The 20,725-nt window shown below is 63.7% G+C and carries 17 protein-coding genes; 6 read left to right on the forward strand and 11 right to left on the reverse strand.

Annotated features, from left to right (window positions below; translation table 11 throughout):
• Positions 1-132 precede the first annotated feature (132 nt).
• The 3 genes from BM279_RS16415 to BM279_RS16425 all read right to left on the reverse strand — a co-directional run bounded on the left by BM279_RS16415 (position 133) and on the right by BM279_RS16425 (position 4,901).
• Positions 133-1,296, reverse strand: a complete 1,164-nt coding sequence (locus BM279_RS16415; protein WP_093505460.1) for a type III PLP-dependent enzyme — start codon at positions 1,294-1,296, stop codon at positions 133-135.
• A gap of 523 nt (positions 1,297-1,819) precedes the next feature.
• On the reverse strand, positions 1,820-3,796 hold the full coding sequence (locus BM279_RS16420) for a methyl-accepting chemotaxis protein (RefSeq protein WP_093505462.1): 1,977 nt from the start codon (positions 3,794-3,796) through the stop codon (positions 1,820-1,822).
• 184 nt (positions 3,797-3,980) lie between these two features.
• A complete protein-coding gene (locus BM279_RS16425) occupies positions 3,981-4,901 on the reverse strand; it encodes a LysR substrate-binding domain-containing protein (RefSeq protein ID WP_093505464.1) in 921 nt (306 codons plus the stop codon).
• A 139-nt stretch (positions 4,902-5,040) separates the two neighbouring features.
• Here BM279_RS16425 and BM279_RS16430 point away from each other — a divergent pair, with 139 nt between their 5' ends.
• Complete coding sequence (locus tag BM279_RS16430) at positions 5,041-6,417, forward strand: NorM family multidrug efflux MATE transporter (protein WP_093505466.1); 1,377 nt, start codon at positions 5,041-5,043, stop codon at positions 6,415-6,417.
• Between the two features lie 18 nt (positions 6,418-6,435).
• Here the strand turns inward: BM279_RS16430 and BM279_RS16435 are convergent, their stop codons facing one another.
• Positions 6,436-8,106 (reverse strand): putative bifunctional diguanylate cyclase/phosphodiesterase, encoded by a 1,671-nt coding sequence (locus BM279_RS16435; protein ID WP_093505468.1) that lies wholly within the window; start codon positions 8,104-8,106, stop codon positions 6,436-6,438.
• Positions 8,107-8,362: 256 nt separating this feature from the next.
• On the opposite strand from BM279_RS16435, the gene rep reads away from it, so the two are divergent.
• The 3 genes from rep (at position 8,363) to BM279_RS16450 (ending at position 11,751) form a co-directional block, all read left to right on the forward strand.
• A complete protein-coding gene (gene rep / locus BM279_RS16440) occupies positions 8,363-10,372 on the forward strand; it encodes a DNA helicase Rep (protein WP_093505470.1) in 2,010 nt (669 codons plus the stop codon).
• A gap of 200 nt (positions 10,373-10,572) precedes the next feature.
• A complete protein-coding gene (locus BM279_RS16445; protein ID WP_093505472.1) occupies positions 10,573-11,061 on the forward strand; it encodes a UPF0158 family protein in 489 nt (162 codons plus the stop codon).
• A gap of 117 nt (positions 11,062-11,178) precedes the next feature.
• On the forward strand, positions 11,179-11,751 hold the full coding sequence (locus BM279_RS16450; RefSeq protein ID WP_013789825.1) for a xanthine phosphoribosyltransferase: 573 nt from the start codon (positions 11,179-11,181) through the stop codon (positions 11,749-11,751).
• On the opposite strand, the gene BM279_RS16455 is transcribed toward BM279_RS16450, so the two are convergent.
• The 6 genes from BM279_RS16455 to dadA form a co-directional block, all read right to left on the reverse strand.
• Positions 11,735-13,867: an acetyl-CoA hydrolase/transferase C-terminal domain-containing protein gene (locus tag BM279_RS16455; RefSeq protein WP_093505474.1), complete on the reverse strand. Its 2,133-nt coding sequence runs from the start codon at positions 13,865-13,867 to the stop codon at positions 11,735-11,737. The two genes, BM279_RS16450 and BM279_RS16455, sit on opposite strands and share 17 nt — an antisense overlap.
• Positions 13,868-13,996: 129 nt before the next feature.
• The gene (locus BM279_RS16460) at positions 13,997-14,419 is read right to left on the reverse strand and encodes a c-type cytochrome (protein ID WP_093505476.1); all 423 of its coding nucleotides are present in this window, start codon (positions 14,417-14,419) and stop codon (positions 13,997-13,999) included.
• A 297-nt stretch (positions 14,420-14,716) separates the two neighbouring features.
• Positions 14,717-15,265, reverse strand: a complete 549-nt coding sequence (locus BM279_RS16465) for a cupin domain-containing protein (protein WP_013789822.1) — start codon at positions 15,263-15,265, stop codon at positions 14,717-14,719.
• Positions 15,266-15,362: 97 nt separating this feature from the next.
• On the reverse strand, positions 15,363-16,436 hold the full coding sequence (gene alr / locus BM279_RS16470; protein WP_093505479.1) for an alanine racemase: 1,074 nt from the start codon (positions 16,434-16,436) through the stop codon (positions 15,363-15,365).
• Between the two features lie 134 nt (positions 16,437-16,570).
• Positions 16,571-16,921 (reverse strand): RidA family protein, encoded by a 351-nt coding sequence (locus BM279_RS16475; protein ID WP_093505481.1) that lies wholly within the window; start codon positions 16,919-16,921, stop codon positions 16,571-16,573.
• A complete protein-coding gene (gene dadA / locus BM279_RS16480) occupies positions 16,896-18,194 on the reverse strand; it encodes a D-amino acid dehydrogenase (RefSeq protein WP_093505484.1) in 1,299 nt (432 codons plus the stop codon). Before dadA ends, BM279_RS16475 begins: the two co-directional genes overlap by 26 nt.
• A 156-nt stretch (positions 18,195-18,350) precedes the next feature.
• On the opposite strand from dadA, the gene dadR reads away from it, so the two are divergent.
• On the forward strand, positions 18,351-18,839 hold the full coding sequence (gene dadR / locus BM279_RS16485) for a transcriptional regulator DadR (protein WP_013789818.1): 489 nt from the start codon (positions 18,351-18,353) through the stop codon (positions 18,837-18,839).
• A gap of 1 nt (position 18,840) precedes the next feature.
• Here dadR and BM279_RS16490 read toward each other — a convergent pair whose 3' ends face one another.
• Positions 18,841-19,194, reverse strand: a complete 354-nt coding sequence (locus BM279_RS16490; RefSeq protein ID WP_093505486.1) for a YkgJ family cysteine cluster protein — start codon at positions 19,192-19,194, stop codon at positions 18,841-18,843.
• 152 nt (positions 19,195-19,346) lie between these two features.
• On the opposite strand from BM279_RS16490, the gene BM279_RS16495 reads away from it, so the two are divergent.
• Complete coding sequence (locus tag BM279_RS16495) at positions 19,347-20,660, forward strand: NAD(P)/FAD-dependent oxidoreductase (protein ID WP_093505488.1); 1,314 nt, start codon at positions 19,347-19,349, stop codon at positions 20,658-20,660.
• The last annotated feature ends 65 nt before the right edge of the window (positions 20,661-20,725 follow it).

Raw genomic sequence — 20,725 nt, forward strand, 5'->3', positions numbered from 1 at the left:
GGGGATCCTTAAATACCGCGGAGAGTTGCCTGCATTCTCGCGCCGCCCACTTCCCGCTGGCAAGGCGCAATACCAACAGGTGCAAAGCAAAACGCCCGCAACGGGTGCGGGCGCTTGGCGGTGCAGCGAGGCTTACAGGTAGAAGGCTTTCAGCGGCGGGAATCCGTTGAATTCCACCGCGCTGTAGCTGGTGGTGTAGGCACCGGTGGAGAACCAGTAGAGGCGGTCACCGCTAGCCAGGTTCAAGGGCAGGCCGTACTTGTAATGCTCGTACATGATGTCGGCGCTGTCGCAGGTCGGGCCGGCGATCACCACCTCTTCCATCTCGCCCTTCTTCTCGGTCCAGATCGGGAACTTGATGGACTCATCCATGGTTTCGATCAGGCCGCTGAACTTGCCCACGTCGGTGTACACCCAGCGCTCGACGGCGGTACGCGACTTGCGCGCCACCAGCACCACTTCACTGACCAGCACGCCGGCGTTGGCAATCAGCGAACGGCCCGGCTCGAGGATGATTTCCGGCAGCTCGTCGCCGAAATCTTCCTTGAGGAAGCGGATGATTTCCTCGGCGTAGGTTTCCAGGCTGTTGGTGCGGGTGATGTAGTTGGCCGGGAAGCCGCCGCCCATGTTGATCATCTGCAGCTCGATGCCGTCTTCTTCTTTCAGACGCTCGAAGATCACCTTGACCTTGGCGATGGCCGCGTCCCACACATCAATGTCGCGCTGCTGGCTGCCTACGTGGAAGGAAATGCCGTAGGGCACCAGGCCGAGCTGTTTGGCAAGAATCAGCAGATCCAGGGCCATGTCCGGCTGGCAGCCGAACTTGCGGCTTAGCGGCCAGTCGGCCGAGGTCGAGCCTTCGGTGAGGATGCGCACGTAGATCTTCGAGCCCGGCGCGGCCTTGGCGATGTTGCGCAGGTCGGCTTCGGAGTCGGTGGCGAACAGGCGCACACCCTTCTCGTAGAAGTACCGGACGTCGCGGGCTTTCTTGATGGTATTGCCGTAGCTGATGCGCTCCGGGCCCACGCCGGCGGACATCACCTTGTCGAGCTCGTAGATCGAGGCGATGTCGAAGCTCGAACCCTTGTCGCGCAGCAACTCGATGATTTCGATGGCCGGGTTGGCCTTGACGGCGTAGTACACCTTGGCGAATTCGAAACCGGCGCGCAGGTCGTCGTAGGCCTGACTGATGATCGCGGTGTCGATCACCACGAACGGGGTTTCCTGCTGGTCGGCGAAGGCCTTCATTTTGTTGAAGGTTTCGCGTGGGTAGTAGTCTTCGACCTTGATCGACATGCGGGTCTCCAAATGGCTAAACCATGAACACTAGGATTCGGGCAGTTGAACCGGGCACAGGTTCAACGTCGGGGGCGACCGATTTCTGCAATCGGCCGGAAAGCCTGTTGCCAGGCCAGGAACGTCTGATCAGTTTCCCCACTTTGGTTCGCCTACTTCCCAAGGCATGTCGCCGAGAATTGCCTGACCTGAAAACAGGTCGAACAACCTCTCGTCGTCAGTACTTGAGCCGAATGGATCGTTGCCAGCATGGACGTTCGGGCGCGGACTTTAAGACCATGACTCGCTCAGATCAATCAAAAATTGCCCGTGACGGAAACTGATTTTCCAGGCGTTTCGGATTCCACACGAATCGCGGCGAAATGCTGCACAGCCGCGGGTTGCACGAGCACTCAGCACACCGGGGCGACAGCCTTGCACCGAGGCTTTTCAGGATGATGACTTCAAGCGTAGACGAGCCCCGGAATCGGGGCTCGCAAGACGGCTGGCGCCAGTAGGCAGCGCCAGCCTATGGAGGGCGGGCTTAGCGGAAGCGCTCGACTTCGCGGTGCAGATCGGTAGCCAGGGTTTCCAGCTCTTTGGAAGTGTGCGCCAGATTGGCGATCACTTCGCGCTGCTCGCCGTTGGCCAGGGCGATGCTCTGCAGGTTGCTGCTCAGCACCGTGGCGGTGCTGCTCTGCTCGGCGGTGGCGGTCGTGATGGCGGCGAACTGCTCGCCGGCAGCGCTGGTCTGCTCGGCGATATGGGTCAGCGCCGCGGCGACCTTGGCATTGAGTTCCAGGCCGTTCTGCATCAGCTGGCGGCCCTGCTCCATGGTGCTGATCGCACTGCTGGTCTCGCCCTGGATGCTGCTGATCATGCTGGAAATTTCGGTGGTCGCCTCGCGGGTCCGACCGGCCAGGCTGCGCACCTCGTCGGCGACCACGGCGAAACCGCGGCCCTGCTCGCCGGCACGCGCTGCCTCGATGGCCGCATTGAGCGCCAGCAGGTTGGTCTGGTCGGCAATCGAGGTGATCACGCTGAGAATGCCGCCGATTTCCTGGGAGCGCTGGCCCAGGCTGTCGATGACCTTGGCGGCGCTGTTGACCGACTGGGAAATCTGCTCCAAGGCAGCAGACGCTTCTTCCATCGAGGTACGGCCGATGCGAGTCTGGCTGGCGTTCTCGCTGGCCATGCGCTCGGTGCTGCGCATGTTGTCGGCGATGTTCAGCGAAGTGGCGCTGAATTCCTCTACCGCGCCGGCCATGCTGCTGATCTCGCCGGACTGCTGCTCGATGCCTTCATAGGCACCACGCGACAGGCCGGACAGCGCTTCGGCGCGCTGGCTGACGTTGCCGGCGGCGCCGCGGATGCGCGCGACCATGGTCGACAGCGCCTCGCTCATCTGGTTGAAGCTGCGCGACAGCTCGCCGATCTCGTCGTGACTCTTGACCTGCAGGCGCACGCTCAGATCACCGGCGCCGAGGGCCTGGGCCTGCTCGACCAGATCACCCAGCGGGCGCAGCTTGCGGCGCAGCAGCCAGATCACCGCCAGCACGGCCAGAACCAGGGTCACCAGGCTGCCGATGGCCAACTGGCTGCCGACGCTCAAGGTCACCGCCTGGATCTCTTGTTCTGGCATGCTAGCCACCACGGTCCACGGGCCGCCGGCGAAGGGCACAGAAACGCTGTAGAACTGTTGCTCGCCATCGCTCCAGAAACCGCCCTTGCCCGGAGTACCAAGCACCTTGGTCATGTTGCCCGTCAGTTGCTCGGGATTCTTGGCGCTGTAGGGCGCCACCAGCCATTTGTTCTGATCGTCGAGCAGCGCCAGGGAGCCGGTGCTGCCGATACGGAAGCGCTGCAGGTTGGCGAACTGGGCGTTCTGCGCGTCGGTGTAATCGAAGCCGACGAACAACACGGCGATCACCCGGCCCGCGCTGTCGCGTACCGGCGTGTACTGGGTCATGTAGAAGCGCTCGAACAGCAGCGCGCGGCCGACGTAGTTGTCGCCGGCCAGCAGGCGGGCGTAGGCCGGATGGTTGCGGTCGAGCACGGTGCCGATGGCGCGGCCACCGTCCTGTTTGGTAAGCGAGGTGGTCACGCGTACGAAGTCGTCGCCATCACGCACGAAGATGGTCGCCACGCCGGCGGTCAGGCGGCGAAATTCATCGACTTCGCTGAAATCGTTGTTCAGCTGGGTGTTGCCCAAGTACAGGGCAGGCGCCTGCAGAGCGCCGACGGTCACGCGTTCATCCGGGCTGACGCGCAGGCCGCCACTAAAGCGGCGCTCGAACAGGCCGGCCAGGCGTTGGGTGCTTTCACGCAGGCTTTCGTGGAAGGTGCTCAGCTGGTCGGCCAGCAGGCGCGCTTCGCTGCCCAGGTGCTCTTCGCGGGTCACCAGGTTGGCGCTGCTCAGTGAGCGCAGGGCGAATACGGTACTAACACTGATCAGCAGCACCAGCATGGCAGCGAGGGCCGTCGCCAATTGCCAGGCGATACGGGAACGGGGTTGGTTCATGAAAATCTCCGAGCTCCATCGTCCCTGTATGGAGAAATTGAATAAATAATGATCAGCCTGTAATTCGGCGAGCGCGGAGAATACTTGAGAGTTTTAGTGCGTCAATGGCCATCATGACGCTATCACCACATTTTTTACGTGGGGTAATGAAAAAGTCTCGTTTCTGAGATTTTTTATTGTTTTTCTAGCGGCGTAACTCGACCTTGGGTAACTGCATGGCTGCGACCTCCGCGAGCAGGAACTCGGCCAGCCGCTCGAAACGCTCCTGGCCACGGCGCGCCTTGGGCCAAACCAGGTAATAGCTTTCGCCGCTGAACACGGCGGTCGGCCAGGGCAACGCCAGGCGGTCCAACAACACGTCCTCGGCGACCATGGCCAGGTCGCCGATCGACACGCCATACCCACGGGCGGCGGCGACGATGCCCAGCTCCAGGGTGTCGAACACCTGGCCGCCCTTGAGCGACACCTGGTCGCTCAAGCCCATGGCCTGCAGCCAGCGGCGCCAGTCACGACGGTCAGGTGTGGGGTGCACCAGCTCGGCCTGTTGCAGGCGCCCCACATCCCAAGGCTTTTCGCCCAGAGCTCCAGGCGCACAGACGGGAATCAGCCATTCCTCGAACAGCCGCACGCTGTGCCATTCGTTGCTGAAGGTGCCGGTGCCGAGCAACACGGCGCAATCGAAAGGCTCATGGAGAAAGTCCACCCGATCGAGATCCATCCAGGCGCTGGTGAGCTGCACCTCGAGGTCGTCATGGCGGGCGCGAAACAGCGACAGGCGCGCCAGCAGCCAACGCATGGTCAAGGTCGAGGGCGCCTTGAGACGCAGGGTGCCCTCCTCCACCCGCAAGGGCGCGCAGGCCCGCTCCAGGGACTCGAAGCCCTCGCGCACGCCCGGCAGCAACAGACTCGCCGGCTCGGTCAGGTGCAGCGCGCGACCACGGCGCTCGAACAGCCGGCAGGCAAAGTGTTCTTCCAGAGTACGAATGTGCCGGCTGACCGCACTCTGAGTGATCGCTAGCTCATCGGCAGCGCGGGTAAAGGACAAATGCCGCGCCGCAGCCTCGAAGGCGCGCAACGCATATAAAGGCGGCAAGTACCGGTTCAACAACCTTTACCATGAGTTTTAATCATGCCTGGCATCGCTATTTTCCTTTTGTGGGCTTTAGCTATAAACCCGAGAATAGCCTGCAATGCTTATCTCCCGACAGCCCGGGAGTAATTATCCAGCCGAAGTTTTACTCATCATGAAAAGTCCCCTTGGTCACGAACTGAGCGCCCTGCTGCGCCTCGCCGGCCCGCTGATCTCCGCGCAGTTGGCCCATGCGCTGATGATCTTCACTGACACGCTGATGATGGCCATGCTCGGTCCAGGGCAACTGGCCGGCGGCGCTCTGGGCGCGACCTGCTACTTCATCTTCTCGATCTTCTGCACCGGGGTGATCGCCGCCGTCGGCAGCATGATCGCCATCCGCCACGGCGCCGGCGACCCGCAGGGCGTCACCCGCCTGCTGCGCAACGGCCTGTGGCTGGCCATCCTGCTGGGCATCATCAATGCGCTGTGCCTCAATGGCCTCGGCCCGCTACTACCGCACCTGGGTCAGGACCCGGCAGCATCCAGCCAGGCCATGCACTTCCTGCGACCGCTATCCCTGGGCCTGCCCGCCTACCTATGCTTCATGGCGCTGCGCGGCTTCACCAGCGCCATTGGCCATCCCGGCCCAGTGATGACCATCAGCATCGTCGGCACCATCGCCAATTTCATTATCAACTACGCGCTGATCAAGGGCTGGTTCGGCGTAGACCTCGGCCTGAGCGGGATCGGCCTGACCACCGCACTGGTCAGCAGCGCCATGGCGCTGGCACTGGGGCTGTACATCCTGATCTCGCCGACCTATCAGCGCTACAAGCTACGCGGCGGCCTGGGTCGCCCGCAGCGCGCCGAACTCCGCGCCCTACTGCGCCTCGGTCTGCCGATTGGCGGCACCTACGCCGCCGAGCAAGGGCTGTTCACCTTCGCCACCCTGTGCATGGGCGCCCTGGGCAGCGTGCAATTGGCGGCGCACCAGATCGCCATGCAATCGGTCGCCCTGGCCTTCATCGTTCCCCACGGCCTGTCCTACGCGGTGACTTTCCGCGTGGGTCTGCATTACGGCGCAGGCCAGCTGCACCTGTCGCGCCTGGCTGGCCACCTGGGCATGGCCATGGGCGCCGCGCTTATGCTGCTGTTCGCCCTGGCGTTCTGGCTGCTGCCGGAATGGATCATCGGCCTGTTCCTCGACCGCCACGATCCGGCGTTCGCCAATATCGTCACCCTGGCGGTAAGCCTGCTGGCGATTGCCGCCTGGTTCGAGCTGTTCGATGGCCTGCAGAGCATCGCCATGGGTGCGATTCGTGGCCTCAACGACGGTCGCCTGACCCTGGTGATCGGCCTGACCGGTTACTGGTGCATTGGCGCACCGCTGGCCTGGCTGCTGGCCTTCCCGTTCGGTTGGGGCGCCCATGGCGTGTGGTGGGGCCTGGCTGCCGGCCTGGCGGTAACGGCAAGTGGCCTGGTGCTGGGTTTTCAGTGGAAGACTGCGCGCCTGCAAAAGCCCAAGGCGATGCAGACTTGCCTGTCCTGATCGGCTAACTAGCAGCGTTTAACAGCGACCACCAAGCAGCGGCTCCCGCACACCAGCCGACAGAAAGTGCCCCAGCTCGGTCAACGGCATGGCTCTGCTGATCAGGTAGCCCTGGGCCTGATCACAGCCGAATTCACGCAGTAGCTGCAGCTGCTCCTCGGTTTCCACACCTTCGGCGACCACCTGCAGATCCAGGTTGTGGGCCAGGCTGATCATCGCCTGCACCAGTTGCTGGCTCTGCGGACGCGTTTCCATGCCGGTGACGAAGCTGCGGTCGATCTTCAGCAGGGCGATGGGGAGGTTGCTCAGGTGCTCGAAGGACGAGAAGCCGGTGCCGAAGTCGTCCAGAGAGAAGCGCACCCCCAGATGCCCCAAGCGGCGCATGGTCTGCAGCACGTAGTCGCTGCGGCGCATCACTGCGGTTTCGGTGAGTTCGAACTCCAGCCAATGACTGTCGATGCCACAGCTGTCGATCAGCCGCTCCAGAGTCGGTAGCAACTGACTGTCCTGGAACTGGCGGAACGATAGGTTGACCGCCATGTGCAGCGCCGGGTGGCCGCGCTCGCGCAACAATTGCATGTCACGCATCGCCCGGTCGATCACCCAGTAGCCCAACGGTACGATCAGCCCACACTCTTCAGCCAGCGGCACGAATTCGCCCGGCAGCAACAGACCGTGGGTTTCGTGCTGCCAACGCACCAGCGCTTCCAGGCCGACGATACGCCCGCTCTTGAGGCACAACCTGGGCTGGTAATGCAGTTGCAGTTCGCTCTTGCGCAACGCCCGGCGCAGCTCGCGCTGCAGGTCGATCTGGCAGCGCATGCCCTGATCGAGGCGCTCGTCATACAGATGAAAGGTGCAGCCCTGGCGGCCTTTAGCCTGTTGCATGGCGATATGCGCGTGCCACATCAGCGTGTCCGCGGTGCTTGCCGGCTTGGCCAGCGCCACACCGAGGCTGCAGCCAAGCAGCAGGCTCTCGCCTTCGACCCAGTACGGTTCACCCAGCGCCTCGAGCAGGTGTTGCACCCAGGTGAGCAGCCGCGCAGGTTCGTCCTGACTGTCGACCAGCAGGGCGAATTCGTCGCCGCCCAGGCGCGCCAGTTGATCGCCTCGCACCAGATATTGTTTGAGACGCGCCACCACTTGCTGGATCAGCAGGTCGCCGGCGTGGTCGCCCAGGGCATCGTTGGCCTGGCGAAAGTTGTCCAGATCTAGCTGCACCAGCGCCAGACCGCCGCGGCTCGGCTTATCCAGACGTGCGGCTAAAAGCGTGTGAAAGCCCTGACGGTTGGCGATGCCGGTCAGTGCGTCCCGCTCGGTAAGGCGCTGCAAGGTGAGGCGCAGACGGCCCTGCTCACGTACGTAGCGCAGGCTACGGCGCAGGACATCGGCGCTGAGCTGATCGCGCACCAGCCAGTCGCAGACCTGGGGTGGCGTATCGTCCGGTTCCTGTTCCAGCAAAAGGATGATCGGCGCCGTACAGCGCCGCGAGTCGGGCAGGTGCGCGGGGGTGGTGAGCAGCACCGCGTCGCCGGCGTCGTCGAGCAGTTGCCGGGCGTCCGGCCAGCTGGAGGCGCAGCTTAACGGCAGTGGAGCGTCCGCGGCGTCCAGACGCTCACGCAACAGCTCGCTCCACTGCGGCGTCTCGGCCAGCAATACCAGGCGCAACGGCTCGACGAATGCGCTCAAGAAAAATCCCCCGATGCACGAAAAAGATGAGCGCCTGCGGCGCTGCTGAATGCGCCGGTTCCGGCGTCAAATCAATCACTTCCGTGTAAGTCGCCGGACATCCTGCGATAAAACCCGGGCAATCGACAAGCCCGCCCGCGCAACGAGTGCGCAGAACATGCCCCATTGCACGGTTGTCGGCTAGCACCGCAAAGCCACGAAATGGCCGGCGACTTTCGGCTAAAATGCGCGGCCATTTTCCTCTGCGATAGACACGATGTCCCGACTCAACCCCCGGCAACAGGAAGCCGTGAACTACGTCGGCGGCCCTCTTTTGGTGCTCGCCGGTGCAGGCTCCGGCAAGACCAGCGTAATTACCCGCAAGATCGCCCACCTGGTGCAGAACTGCGGCATCCGCGCCCAGCACATCGTCGCCATGACCTTCACCAACAAGGCCGCGCGCGAAATGAAAGAGCGCGTCGGCACCCTGCTCAAAGGCTCCGAAGCCCGCGGTTTGACGGTGTCGACCTTTCACAACCTGGGCATGAACATCATCCGCAAGGAGTACGCACGCCTGGGCTACAAGCCTGGCTTCTCGATCTTCGATGACGGCGACATCAAGGCGCTGCTCACCGACATCATGCAGAAGGAGTACGCCGGCGACGACGGCGCCGATGAGGTCAAGAACTACATCGACAGTTGGAAGAACGACCTCATCCTGCCCGACGAGGCCCTGGCGGGCGCGCGCAACCCCAAGGAGCAGACCGCCGCCATCGTCTACCTGCATTACCAGCGCACGCTCAAGGCTTACAACGCGGTGGATTTCAACGACCTGATCCTGCTGCCGGTCAAGCTGTTCCAAGAGCACCAGGACATTCTGGAGAAGTGGCAGAACCGCATCCGCTACCTGCTCGTCGACGAATACCAGGACACCAACTCCAGCCAGTACCTGCTGGTGAAGCTCTTGGTAGGCATGCGCAACCAGATCACCGTGGTCGGCGACGACGACCAGTCGATCTACGCCTGGCGCGGCGCGCGTCCAGAGAACCTCAATCTGCTCAAGGAAGACTACCCGTCGCTCAAGGTGGTGATGCTCGAGCAGAACTACCGCTCCACCAGCCGCATTCTCAAATGCGCCAACGTGCTGATCGCCAACAACCCCCACGCCTTCGAGAAGCAGCTGTGGAGCGAGATGGGCATGGGCGACGAGATCCGTGTGATCCGCACCCGCAACGAAGACGCCGAGTGCGAGCGGGTGGCGCTGGAGATTCTCACCGAACACCTGCGTACCCAACGCCCGTACAGCGATTTCGCCATCCTCTACCGCGGCAACTACCAGGCCAAGCTGATGGAGCTGAAACTGCAGCACCACCAGATCCCTTATCGGCTGTCCGGCGGCACCAGCTTCTTCGCCCGCCAGGAAGTGAAGGACCTGATGAGTTACTTCCGCCTGCTGGTCAACCCGGACGACGACAACGCCTTCCTGCGCGTGATCAACGTGCCGCGCCGGGAGATCGGTTCCACGACCCTGGAAAAGCTCGGCAACTATGCCAACGAGCGCAAGATCAGCATGTACGCGGCCAGCGACGAGATCGGCCTGGGCGAGCACCTGGACAGCCGCTACACCGAGCGCCTGGCGCGGTTCAAGCGCTGGATGGACGGCGTGCGCGAGCAGTGCGTGGTCAACGAGCCGATCGCCGCGATCCGCAGCATGGTCATGGACATCGACTACGAGAACTGGCTGCGCCAGAACGCCTCCAGCGACAAGGTCGCCGAGGCGCGCATGGGCAACGTGTGGTTCCTCGTCGATGCGCTGAAAAACACCCTCGACAAGGACGAGGAAGGCGATATGACCATCGAGGACGCCATCGGCAAGCTGGTGCTGCGCGACATGCTCGAGCGCCAGCAGGAAGAGGAAGAAGGCGCCGACGGCGTGCAGATGATGACCATGCACGCCTCCAAGGGTCTGGAGTTTCCGTCGGTGTATATCATCGGTTTCGAGGAGGAGATCCTGCCGCACCGCTCCAGCATCGAATCCGACACCATCGAGGAAGAGCGCCGCCTGGCCTACGTGGGCATCACCCGCGCCAAGCGCAACCTGGCGCTGACCTTCGCCGCCAAGCGCAAGCAGTACGGCGAAATCGTCGAATGCTCGCCAAGCCGCTTCCTCGACGAGCTGCCCCCGGAGGATCTGGTCTGGGAAGGTCAGGAAGAAGCCCCGGTCGAGGTCAAGGCCGCTCGCGGCAACGACGCCCTGGCCAGCATGCGGGCGATGCTCAAGCGCTAACTGCGCAGCACCGTAGCCCGGGTCGAGCGCAGCGACACCCGGGAAATTTTCCTGGGTATCGCACTGCTCAACCCAGGCTACGTTTTCACCAAGCCCAATGTCTCCATGGGCACCAGTGCAACATTTCGTAGTCAGAGTGAAAGGCCGGCTCCAGCAGTCGGCTCCGTTATCGTCAGCTCCCCTTGCAGAGGCCCGGCACCATGCGCACGCTCACTCTCGACCTCGACCTCGACACCCTGACCCAGTTGATCAACGGCCGTGAAACCCTCGAACACTGGCTCGACATGGAAGCCGGCACGGTGCTGAGCCTGTCGCCGGAAGACCAGGGCAGCGATGAGCGCCAGCAGGTACAGCTCAACCCCGACCGCTACGCCCGGGTGCCGAATCTCGACATGGCCCAGCGCGTGGCGATGCGCGAATCCTTTCTGTTCACCCTCAACGACCTCAATGCCCATCCGCTGCTCAGCGCCGCGCTGACCGGCCGCAAGCCGCTCAAGGCCTTCGATTACGAGATCGACTACTTCCCTGCCCTGCGCCAGCAATGGCAAGAGTACGAGCAGAAGCAACTGCGCGAATACGCCCTCAACTGGCTGTTCGAGCTGGGCCTGGAGCCGGCACCGGATAAGCTGCCGCTGGACCCGCGCGGCATTCCGCGGGACATTCTGCGCCGTCTGACGCGCAGCGCCTGAGCGCTCGGCTGGGCCAGGCCACTGACGAGCGGAGCGGGCGCGCTGCGTTTTCGCTACAAATGATCAGCGTTTTGAGCGAAAATCCGCCGCTTTGCTCGTGAGCACAGAGGATCGATCGTGGAGTCGTTGAAACAGAAGATATGCAGTGAAGGTACCGTCCTCTCCGAGCAGGTGCTCAAGGTCGATGCCTTTCTCAACCACCAGATCGATCCCAAGCTGATGCAAGAGATCGGCCACGAGTTCGCCGAGCGCTTCAAGGGTCAGGGCATCACCAAGATCGTCACCATCGAAGCCTCGGGCATTGCACCGGCCGTGATGGCCGGCCTGGAACTGGGCGTGCCGGTGATCTTCGCCCGCAAGTACCAGTCGCTGACGCTGAAGGACAACCTGTATATTTCCAAGGTGTTCTCCTTCACCAAGCAGACCGAGAGCACCCTGGCGATTTCCTCCAAGCACCTGAACGCCAATGATCACGTGCTGCTGGTCGACGACTTCCTGGCCAACGGCCACGCCGCCAAGGCGCTGATCGACCTGGTCGGCCAGGCCGGCGCCAGCATCGCCGGTATCGGCGTGGTGATCGAGAAGTCCTTCCAGAGCGGTCGCAGCACCCTGGACGCCCAGGGTTACCGGATCGAATCCCTGGCGCGCATCAAGTCTCTGGAAGGCGGCAAGGTCACCTTTCTCGAGTAGCCTGTAGTCCGGCCAGCACCAGACGCTGGTACAGCTCCTCGCGCAAACCCTCGGGCCGCTCCAGGCCCATGCGCTGCAGGGCTTCTGGAAACGCCTCGGCAGGCGGCGCATCGAACGCCGCCTTGCCCAGCTCCAGCACTTCGCTCAGGCGAAACTTCCCTTTAAGCCAGGTCAGCGCCCGCAACAGCGCTTGCTCCTCATCGCTGAAATCGCTGCCTAACGGGTACTCGGCGAACACCGGCCGGTGGCCTGCGGCGATCCGTTCGAGGCGCTCGGGCGTGTTGTCGGCGTAGCGCGCGTCTAGGCGAAAATTCTTCGGCAGCTTACCGGCCTCGATGGCCTGCTCCATCAGCTCACCCTGAAAGCGTGAATCACTCACCGCCAACAGCGCCTCGATCACCTGGGAGTCGGTCTTGCCGCGCAGGTCGGCGATGCCGTACTCGGTGATCACCACGTCACGCAGGTGGCGTGGAATGGTCACGTGGCCGTACTCCCAGACGATGTTGGAGCGGACCTCGCCGGCCGACTCGCGCCAGCTGCGCAGCAGCAGAATCGAGCGAGCGCCCGGCAACGCGTGGCCCTGGGCAACGAAGTTGTACTGCCCGCCCACGCCGCTGAGCACCCTGCCATCCTCGAGCTGATCGGCTACCGCCGCGCCGAGCAGGGTGACGGTGAAGGCACTGTTGATGAAGCGGGCATCCACGCGATGCAGGCGCTTGAGCTCTTCCTGCCCGTACAGCTCGTTGATGAAGCCGATACCGGTCATGCCGAAACGGCTGCGCTGCTCCGTCGTCATGGCATTGAGGCGCTGGTAGAAGGATTGCGGCCCGAGAAAGAAGCCGCCGTGCACCACCACGCCGTGCGCGGCGGGCGTCAGGTAATCACGCAGTGCCGCCTGGCTGAGGGGATCGGCCAGGTCAGTCGAGCATTGCTGATCGGTGGGCAGCAGCAGGTTCTCGCCCTGCATCTTCAGGTTGGCATCCAGCAGGCCGCCCTCCTGCATCCAGGCCAGCGCAGCGTCGTCCAGGCGCGTGGGCAGGCCGGCATCGAGCATCGCCTGAATACTGCGCGGCTGGCCATTGGCATCCAGCGCGCCAGCACTGGCCAGGCGCTGCACACGTACGTCCGGGTAGACGACACGGCGAATCACCCCGGCTTCGGCCAGGTCCAGCAGGCCGTTGACGAACATTTCGCTGCAGCCGTACAGCCCGGTTTGAAACGGCTCGAGATCGCCCAGTTTGCTACTTAGCGGATGCACCTGATCGCCCTGCAGCTCATCGAGCGCCGCGCGGTACGCCGGGTTATCGGCATGACGCTGCAGCAACGCGGCGCAGACCGCATCGCCCATAGCGCCGATACCGATCTGCAGGCTGCCGCCGTCGCGCACCAGGGTGCTGGCGTACAAGCCGATGCAGTGATCCTGCACCGTGACCGGCATGTTCGGCGTGGAAAACAGCGTGCTGGCTTCGCTCTCCTGCAGCTGAATGTCGAAGACCTCACGGGATAGCTCGGCATCGCCCGCCATGTACGGCAACTGCTCGTGAACCTGGGCCACGCAGAGGATGGTTTCGCCGCGGGCGCGCCGCTCCTGCAGCATCGGCAGCAGGTCGAGGGTGATGTCAGGGTTGCAGCTGAGGCTGTAATGCTGGGGGCGCGCGGCGTCGACTGCGACCAGCTGGGCCACCACGTTAACGCCCTTGGCGTTCAGGTCACGGGCGGCGTGGCTGTAGTTGCTGCTGGTGTAGTCCTGCTGGGTCGGTGCGCTGTCGAGCAGGGTGCCGGGCTGCAGGAAGAACTGCTCGATACGCACGTTGGGCGGCAGCCTGTCGGCCTGCAGGTCGGCGAGAAAATCCAGCTCCAGGTAATCGCCGTAGACCCGCTCGACGAAGGGGTCGAGAAAGCGCTGCTGCAGTTCCTGGTCAGCCCGCGGGCGGCCGAGGCACAGCGCCGTGTAGATGGTCAGCTCCCGTTCGGGCATCTCGCGCAGCCGCGCATACAGCGCGTTGACCCAGCGGTTGGGCTTGCCCAGGCCGAGGGGCAGACCGAGATGAATCGGCCCGTCGATGGTGCTCAGCACATGGTCGACAGCTTGCTCGAGGGTACGGGATTGGGGCATGCGGTTCTCCAGGCCAACGGTCGGGATCGTCGTCTTTGGACTCCCCCGTTGCGCCTTTTGCTGCATGTCGTCATCAGTCTGAAACAACAAAGCCGCCTGGCGGCGGCTTTGTGGGGGATGATGCAGAGCTTAGAGGCCGGACATCTTCTGGATGGCCGCACGCAATTCGTCATCCGAGCAGTCGCCACAGGTGCCCTTCGGCGGCATGGCGTTGATGCCGTTGATGGCCGCGGCAAGAATGCCGTCCAGCCCGCCCTGGTGGTCGGCACGGTCTTTCCAGGCTGCCGTGTCGCCGATCTTCGGTGCGCCGAGCAGGCCGCTGGTGTGGCAGGCCGTGCAGTGTTTGGCAATGATGTCATCGGCGCTGCGCGTGGCACCGGCGGCGGCAGTCGCCACGATTTCAACGCCTTTGCATTCCTGACCGGCGATGCACACTTGCCCGACTGGTTTGATCCGCTCGGCGATCGCCTCGTCGGTGTTCGCCTGAGCCGTCACGGCCCACAGCGCCAGGGCAATGGCCGGCGCTACCAGCATGCTGCTAATTGGGTTCACTCAGATGCCCTCATGGATGACTAATCACGCTCGCGGCCAGGGTTTGGCAAGCCGGCAAAGTATACCGACTGGCCCGAGTGGCAGGATGCGTGACCCCATGACGCAGATCAACGACGGCGCAGATTGCTGCGCACGTGCATTGGATCCATACGAAAAGTCTCCGAGCGAAGGTCAGGCGAGGCAAAAATCGGTGAGGCCGCGGAGTTTACGAGCTGTAAATGAGCAGGCCGACTGCGCTGGCACTCCAGCCGATTTTTAACGAAGCATCACCGAGCGCAGGTACTTTTCGTGCGGATCCTAGAAGTTGGCGGGCGTGGTGGCGCTGATCAGGCGCGCCGGCTGATCGAAGGGATTGCGGAAGCGGTGCGGCCGGCTGCTCTCGAAGTAGTAGCTGTCGCCGCTCTCGAGGATGAACACCTCGTCACCGACGGTCAGCTCCAGGCGCCCTTCCACCAGCATGCCGGTCTCCTCGCCCTCGTGGGCGTACATCTCCAGGCCGGTGTCGCTGTGTGGCGGGTAGGTTTCATCAAGAAAGGAAATGGCGCGGCTGGGGTGGGCTTTGCCGATCAACTTCATGGTGATCGCGCCGCTGTGGATATCGGTCAGCTCACTGGCCCGGTAGACCACCTGCACCTGGCTGTCCTGTTCCGCTTCCAGGGAGAAGAACTCCACCAGCGACATCGGGATGCCGGCTAGAACCTTCTTGAGCGAGCTGATCGAGGGGCTCACGCTGTTCTTCTCGATCATCGAAATGGTGCTGTTGGTAACCCCCGCCCGCTTGGCGAGTTCGCGCTGGGAAAGCCCCTTTTGCTTGCGGATAGATTGCAGGCGAAGACCGACGTCCAATGTTGGATACCCCCAGGTGAAGCCATGAAAAGTGGTCTTATCATGGCGACAGTGTTCAGTATTTACAACAGCCCGAACACCCGGGGCTCCATCGCGCCTAGGCTTCGCTGTAGATCAGCGGCACCCGCCGCACATTGCAGAACAGCTGATAGGGAATGGTGCCGGCGGCCAGGGCGACGTCGCTGGCCAGCACGCCGCGCCCCCAGAACTCGACGCGGCTGCCCAGGCCAGCGCCCGGCAGGTCACTGAGGTCGACGGTGAGCATGTCCATGGAAACACGACCGATGATCCGCGAGGGCTGGCCGTCGATCAGCACCGGGGTGCCGGTCGGCGCGTGACGCGGATAACCGTCGGCGTAACCCATGGCGACCACACCGACACGGGTGGCACGCTCGCTGACGAAACGCGCGCCGTAGCCGACCGGCTCGCCGGCCGGCAGGTCACGCACGCTGATGACGCGCGACTCCAGGGTCATCACCGGCTGCAGCCGGGCGGCGACGTCCTGGGTCCGCTCGAACGGCGTGGCGCCGTAGAGCATGATGCCGGGCCGCGACCAGTCACTGGGGATACTCGGCCAGCCCAGCAGGGCCGGCGAATTGCGCAGGCTGACCTCGGCGGCAAGGCCTTCGCGGGCCTGCTGAAACACCGCCAGTTGTTCATTACTGCGCGGGCAGTCGAGCTCGTCGGCGCGGGAGAAGTGGCTCATCAGCACGATCTTCACCACCTTGCCGCTGGCCAGCAGGCGCCGGTAGGCGGCCTGATAGTCGGCCGGGTGGAAACCGACGCGATGCATGCCGCTGTCCAGCTTGAGCCAGACGTTCAGCGGGCGCTTCAGGTCCGCCTGCTCGATGGCTTCCAACTGCCACCCGGCGTGCACCACGCACCACAGGTCATGCTCGTCGATCAGCGCCAGCTCGCTGGCCTCGAAGAAGCCTTCAAGCAACAGGATCGGCGCGCTGATGCCCTCGGCGCGCAGCTGCAGCGCTTCTTCGATACAGGCCACGGCGAAGCCGTCGGCATCCGCCTGCAGCGCCTGGGCGCAACGTACCGCGCCATGCCCATAGGCATCGGCCTTGACCACTGCCAGCGAGCGGGCGCCAGCCAGTTCACGGGCCAGTTGGTAATTGTGACGCAGGGCTTGCAGGTCGATCAGGGCACGGGCGGGACGCATGGTTATCTCGAAGGGCGGAAAATCACGGAGCAAGGTGAACGGTCAGTGGAGTGCTTTCGTGGGAGCGGGTAAGGACGAAGCGCCCTCCGGCTCCCACAAGTCGGCCAGTTCTCAGGCCAGACGTGCTGCGAGCCTCAGGGCAGCGCAGCAATCACCGTCATTTCCACCAGCACATCGGGCGAATACAGCTTGGCCTCGACGCAGGCGCGGGCGGGCGAGTGGCCGGCCGGCACCCAGGCGTCCCAGACCTTGTTCATGCCGTCGCGGTCGTCGATGTCTTTGAGGAAGATGGTGATCGACAGGATGCGCGTCTTGTCGGTGCCCGCCTCGGCCAGGAAGGCATCGATGCTGTCCAGGGTCGCCTTGGTCTGCGCTTCGATGCCGTCGCTGTGGGTTTCATCCAACTGGCCAGCCAGGTAGACGGTACCGTTGTGAATGACGATTTCGCTCAGACGCGGCTCAGTTCGCAGGCGCTGTATGGACATGCTTGTTCAACTCCTTGGGGCTACCGTAACGGGAAATATCCAGGCCTTCGCTGCTGATCTGCGGGCGCTTCCTGGCGATCAGGTCGGCCAGCAGGCGACCGGAGCCGCAGGCCATGGTCCAGCCTAGGGTACCGTGTCCGGTGTTCAGAAACAGGTTTCGATAGGGGGTGGCGCCAACGATGGGCGTGCCATCAGGGGTCGCCGGGCGCAAACCGGTCCAGAAATCCGCCTGGCTCAGGTCACCGCCCTGGGGATACAGATCACCGACGATCATTTCCAAAGTTTCGCGACGACGTGGGTTGAGGCTCAGGTCGAAGCCGGCGATTTCGGCCATGCCGCCCACACGGATGCGCTGGTCGAAGCGGGTGATGGCGACCTTGTAGGTTTCGTCGAGGATGGTCGACGTCGGCGCCATGTCCGGGTTGGTGATCGGCACCGTCAGCGAGTACCCCTTGAGCGGATAGACCGGCGCGCGAATGCCCAGCGGCTTGAGCAGTTGCGGGCTGTAGCTGCCCAGGGCGAGTACGTAGCGGTCGGCGGTTTCCAGCTTGCCGTCAATCCACACGCCGTTGATACGGTCACCGGCGACATCCAGGCGCTGGATGTTCTTGCCGAAACGGAACTGCACGCCCAGCGCGGTGGCCATCTCGGCCAGTTTGCGGGTGAACAGCTGGCAGTCACCGGTCTGGTCATTGGGCAGACGCAGGGCGCCAGCGAGTTTGTCGGTGACGCTGGCCAGGGCCGGTTCGACCTTGGCGATGCCGGCGCGATCGAGCAGCTCGTAGGGCACGCCGGATTGCTCGAGCACCGAGATATCCTTGGCGGCGTTGTCCAGCTGCGCCTGGGTGCGGAACAGCTGGGTGGTACCAAGCTGGCGTGCTTCGTAGCCAATGCCGGTTTCCGCGCGCAGCTCGTCGAGGCAATCACGGCTGTACTCGGACAGGCGCACCATGCGTTCCTTGTTCACCGCGTAGCGGGCGGCGGTGCAGTTGCGCAGCATCTGCGCCATCCACAGGTACTGATCAACATCGCCAGTCAGCTTGATGGCCAGCGGCGCGTGCTTTAGCAGCAGCCACTTCATCGCCTTCAACGGGATACCCGGCGCCGCCCAGGGCGAGGCATAACCCGGCGATACCTGGCCGGCGTTGGCGAAGCTGGTTTCCATGGCCGGGCCGTCCTGGCGATCAACGACCACCACCTCGAAGCCCTGGCGGGCCAGGTAATACGCACTGGCCGTACCGATCACACCGCTACCAAGCACCAGAACCCGCATGTTGTTCTCCTCGCCGCGACGATGCACTGGCGTATTACGATTTGAGAAGTCGATGCGTACAGTATAGAAAGTGAATGGCAGTGCTTTTCACTGTATACAACCGTATATTCGAAGGGAATTCTGGCTTTATCAGCCTTTCACGGAGAGGTGCCGAGCATGCGTACGCAACACCAGAGCCGCCGCGAGCTGGACAAGATCGACCGCAACATCCTGCGCATCCTCCAGGAGGACGGGCGCATCTCCTTCACCGAGCTGGGCGAACGGGTCGGCCTGTCGACCACACCCTGCACCGAGCGGGTCCGCCGCCTGGAGCGCGAAGGCATCATCATGGGCTACCACGCCCGCCTCAACCCGCAGAACCTCAAGGCCAGCCTGCTGGTGTTCGTGGAGATCAGCCTGGACTACAAGTCCGGCGATACCTTCGAGGATTTCCGCCGCGCCGTGCTCAAGCTGCCCCACGTGCTGGAATGCCACCTGGTGTCCGGCGACTTCGACTACCTGGTGAAGGCGCGCATCAACGAGATGGCCAGCTACCGTAAATTGCTCGGCGACATCCTGCTCAAGCTACCCCACGTACGCGAGTCGAAGAGCTACATCGTGATGGAAGAGGTCAAGGAGAGCCTGGCGCTGCCCGTGCCGGAGTGACCTAGACGAGCACCTGTCGCGTCGAGGCGATCAGCTGGTGCACCTGCTGTTCGACACGCGCTTCGATCGGCTGCTCGGGCCCGCGACCATGGGGGCACGGCAGGTTCGGCGTGGTGCCGAACAGCCGGCAGATCAGCGGGCGCTGGTCGTACACCTGGCAGCCATTCGGCCCCAGGTGCACGCAGTTGTACTCGGCCAAGGCGGCGTCCTGCTCGGCGCGGGTCTTGCGCGGCAGGCGCGCCATTTCCTCGGAGGAAGCGGTGACCGGGCCGCAGCAATCGTGACAGCCAGGCACGCAATCGAAGCGCGGAATCTGGCGGCGCAACAGGTCGATCTTGCGGCTGGTGCAACTCATGGTCGGGGGCTCTGGAACGGCAGGCGGGCATGGTACAGCCGAGCCCAGGCCAGGCAAAGCTCGGCCTGCTCGGTAATCGGCGGTTGGCTCGCAGCGGATTGCGCGCTTATGCTTCGTCAATTTTTACCCACACCGAAATCAGGATTTCGCACATGACCGCCCGTGCCCACCCGCCGGTTCATAGCGCCGAGCATGCGCCCTCCTACTACGCCGCCAGCGTCAACCAGCAGCTCGACTTTCCGGTGCTGCAAGGCGAGCAGCGCGCCGACGTGTGCATCGTCGGCGGCGGGTTCTCGGGCCTGAACACGGCCATCGAGCTGGCTCAAAAAGGCCTGTCGGTGGTACTGGTCGAAGCGCATCGCATCGGTTGGGGCGCCAGCGGGCGCAACGGTGGGCAACTGATTCGCGGCGTCGGCCATGGCGTCGAGCAGTTCGAATCGGTGATCGGCAAGGACGGGGTGCGCGAGCTGAAACTGATGGGCCTGGAAGCGGTGGAGCTGGTGCGCCGGCGAGTCGCCCAGTTCGAGATCGCCTGCGACCTGACCTGGGGCTACTGCGACCTAGCCAACAAGCCGCGCGACCTGGCCGGCTTCGCCGAGGATGCCGCAGAACTGCAGGGCCTCGGCTATCGCCACGAGCTGCGCCTGCTACAACCGGAACAGATGCACGAGGTGGTCGGCTCACAGCGCTATGTCGGCGGCATGATCGACATGGGCTCCGGGCATCTGCACCCCCTCAACCTGGCACTCGGCGAAGCCGCTGCTGCGCGGAGCCTGGGCGTGCGCCTTTTCGAGCATTCGCCGGCCATGCGCATCGACTATGGTAGCGAGATCCGCGTGCACACCGCCCAGGGCGTGGTACGCGCCCCTCAACTGGTGCTGGCCTGCAACGCCTACATCCGCGACCTGAACCCGACACTGGGCGGCAAAGTGCTGCCCGCCGGCAGCTACATCATCGCCACCGAGCCGCTGAGCGAGGAGCAGGCCAGCGCGCTGATCCCGCAGAACATGGCGCTTTGCGACCAGCGGGTGGCCGTTGACTATTATCGGCTTTCAGCCGACCGCCGCCTGCTGTTCGGCGGTGCCTGCCGATACTCCGGCACCGATCCGTCCGATATCGCCGCCTATATGCGGCCAAAGATGCTCGCGGTATTCCCGCAGTTGCAGGACGTGCGTATCGACTACCAGTGGGGCGGGATGATCGGCATCGGCGCCAATCGCCTGCCGCAGATCGGCCGCCTCAAGGATCAGCCCAACGTGTTCTACGCCCAGGCCTATGCGGGCCATGGCGTGAATGCCACGCACCTGGCCGGCAAGCTGCTCGCAGAAGCCATCGCCGGGCAAGCAGGCGGCGGCTTCGAGCTGTTCGCCAAGATGCCGCACATGACCTTTCCCGGCGGTCGCCATCTGCGCTCGCCGCTGCTGGCGCTGGGCATGCTCTGGCACCGACTCAAGGAACTGGCCTGATAGCGCTGGTAGCCTGCGTTTGAGCGCAGCGATACCCAGGAAAAGGGGTCCCGGGTATCGCTGCG

The organism is Phytopseudomonas straminea, from assembly GCF_900112645.1.
Taxonomy (GTDB): Bacteria; Pseudomonadota; Gammaproteobacteria; order Pseudomonadales; family Pseudomonadaceae; genus Aquipseudomonas; species Aquipseudomonas straminea.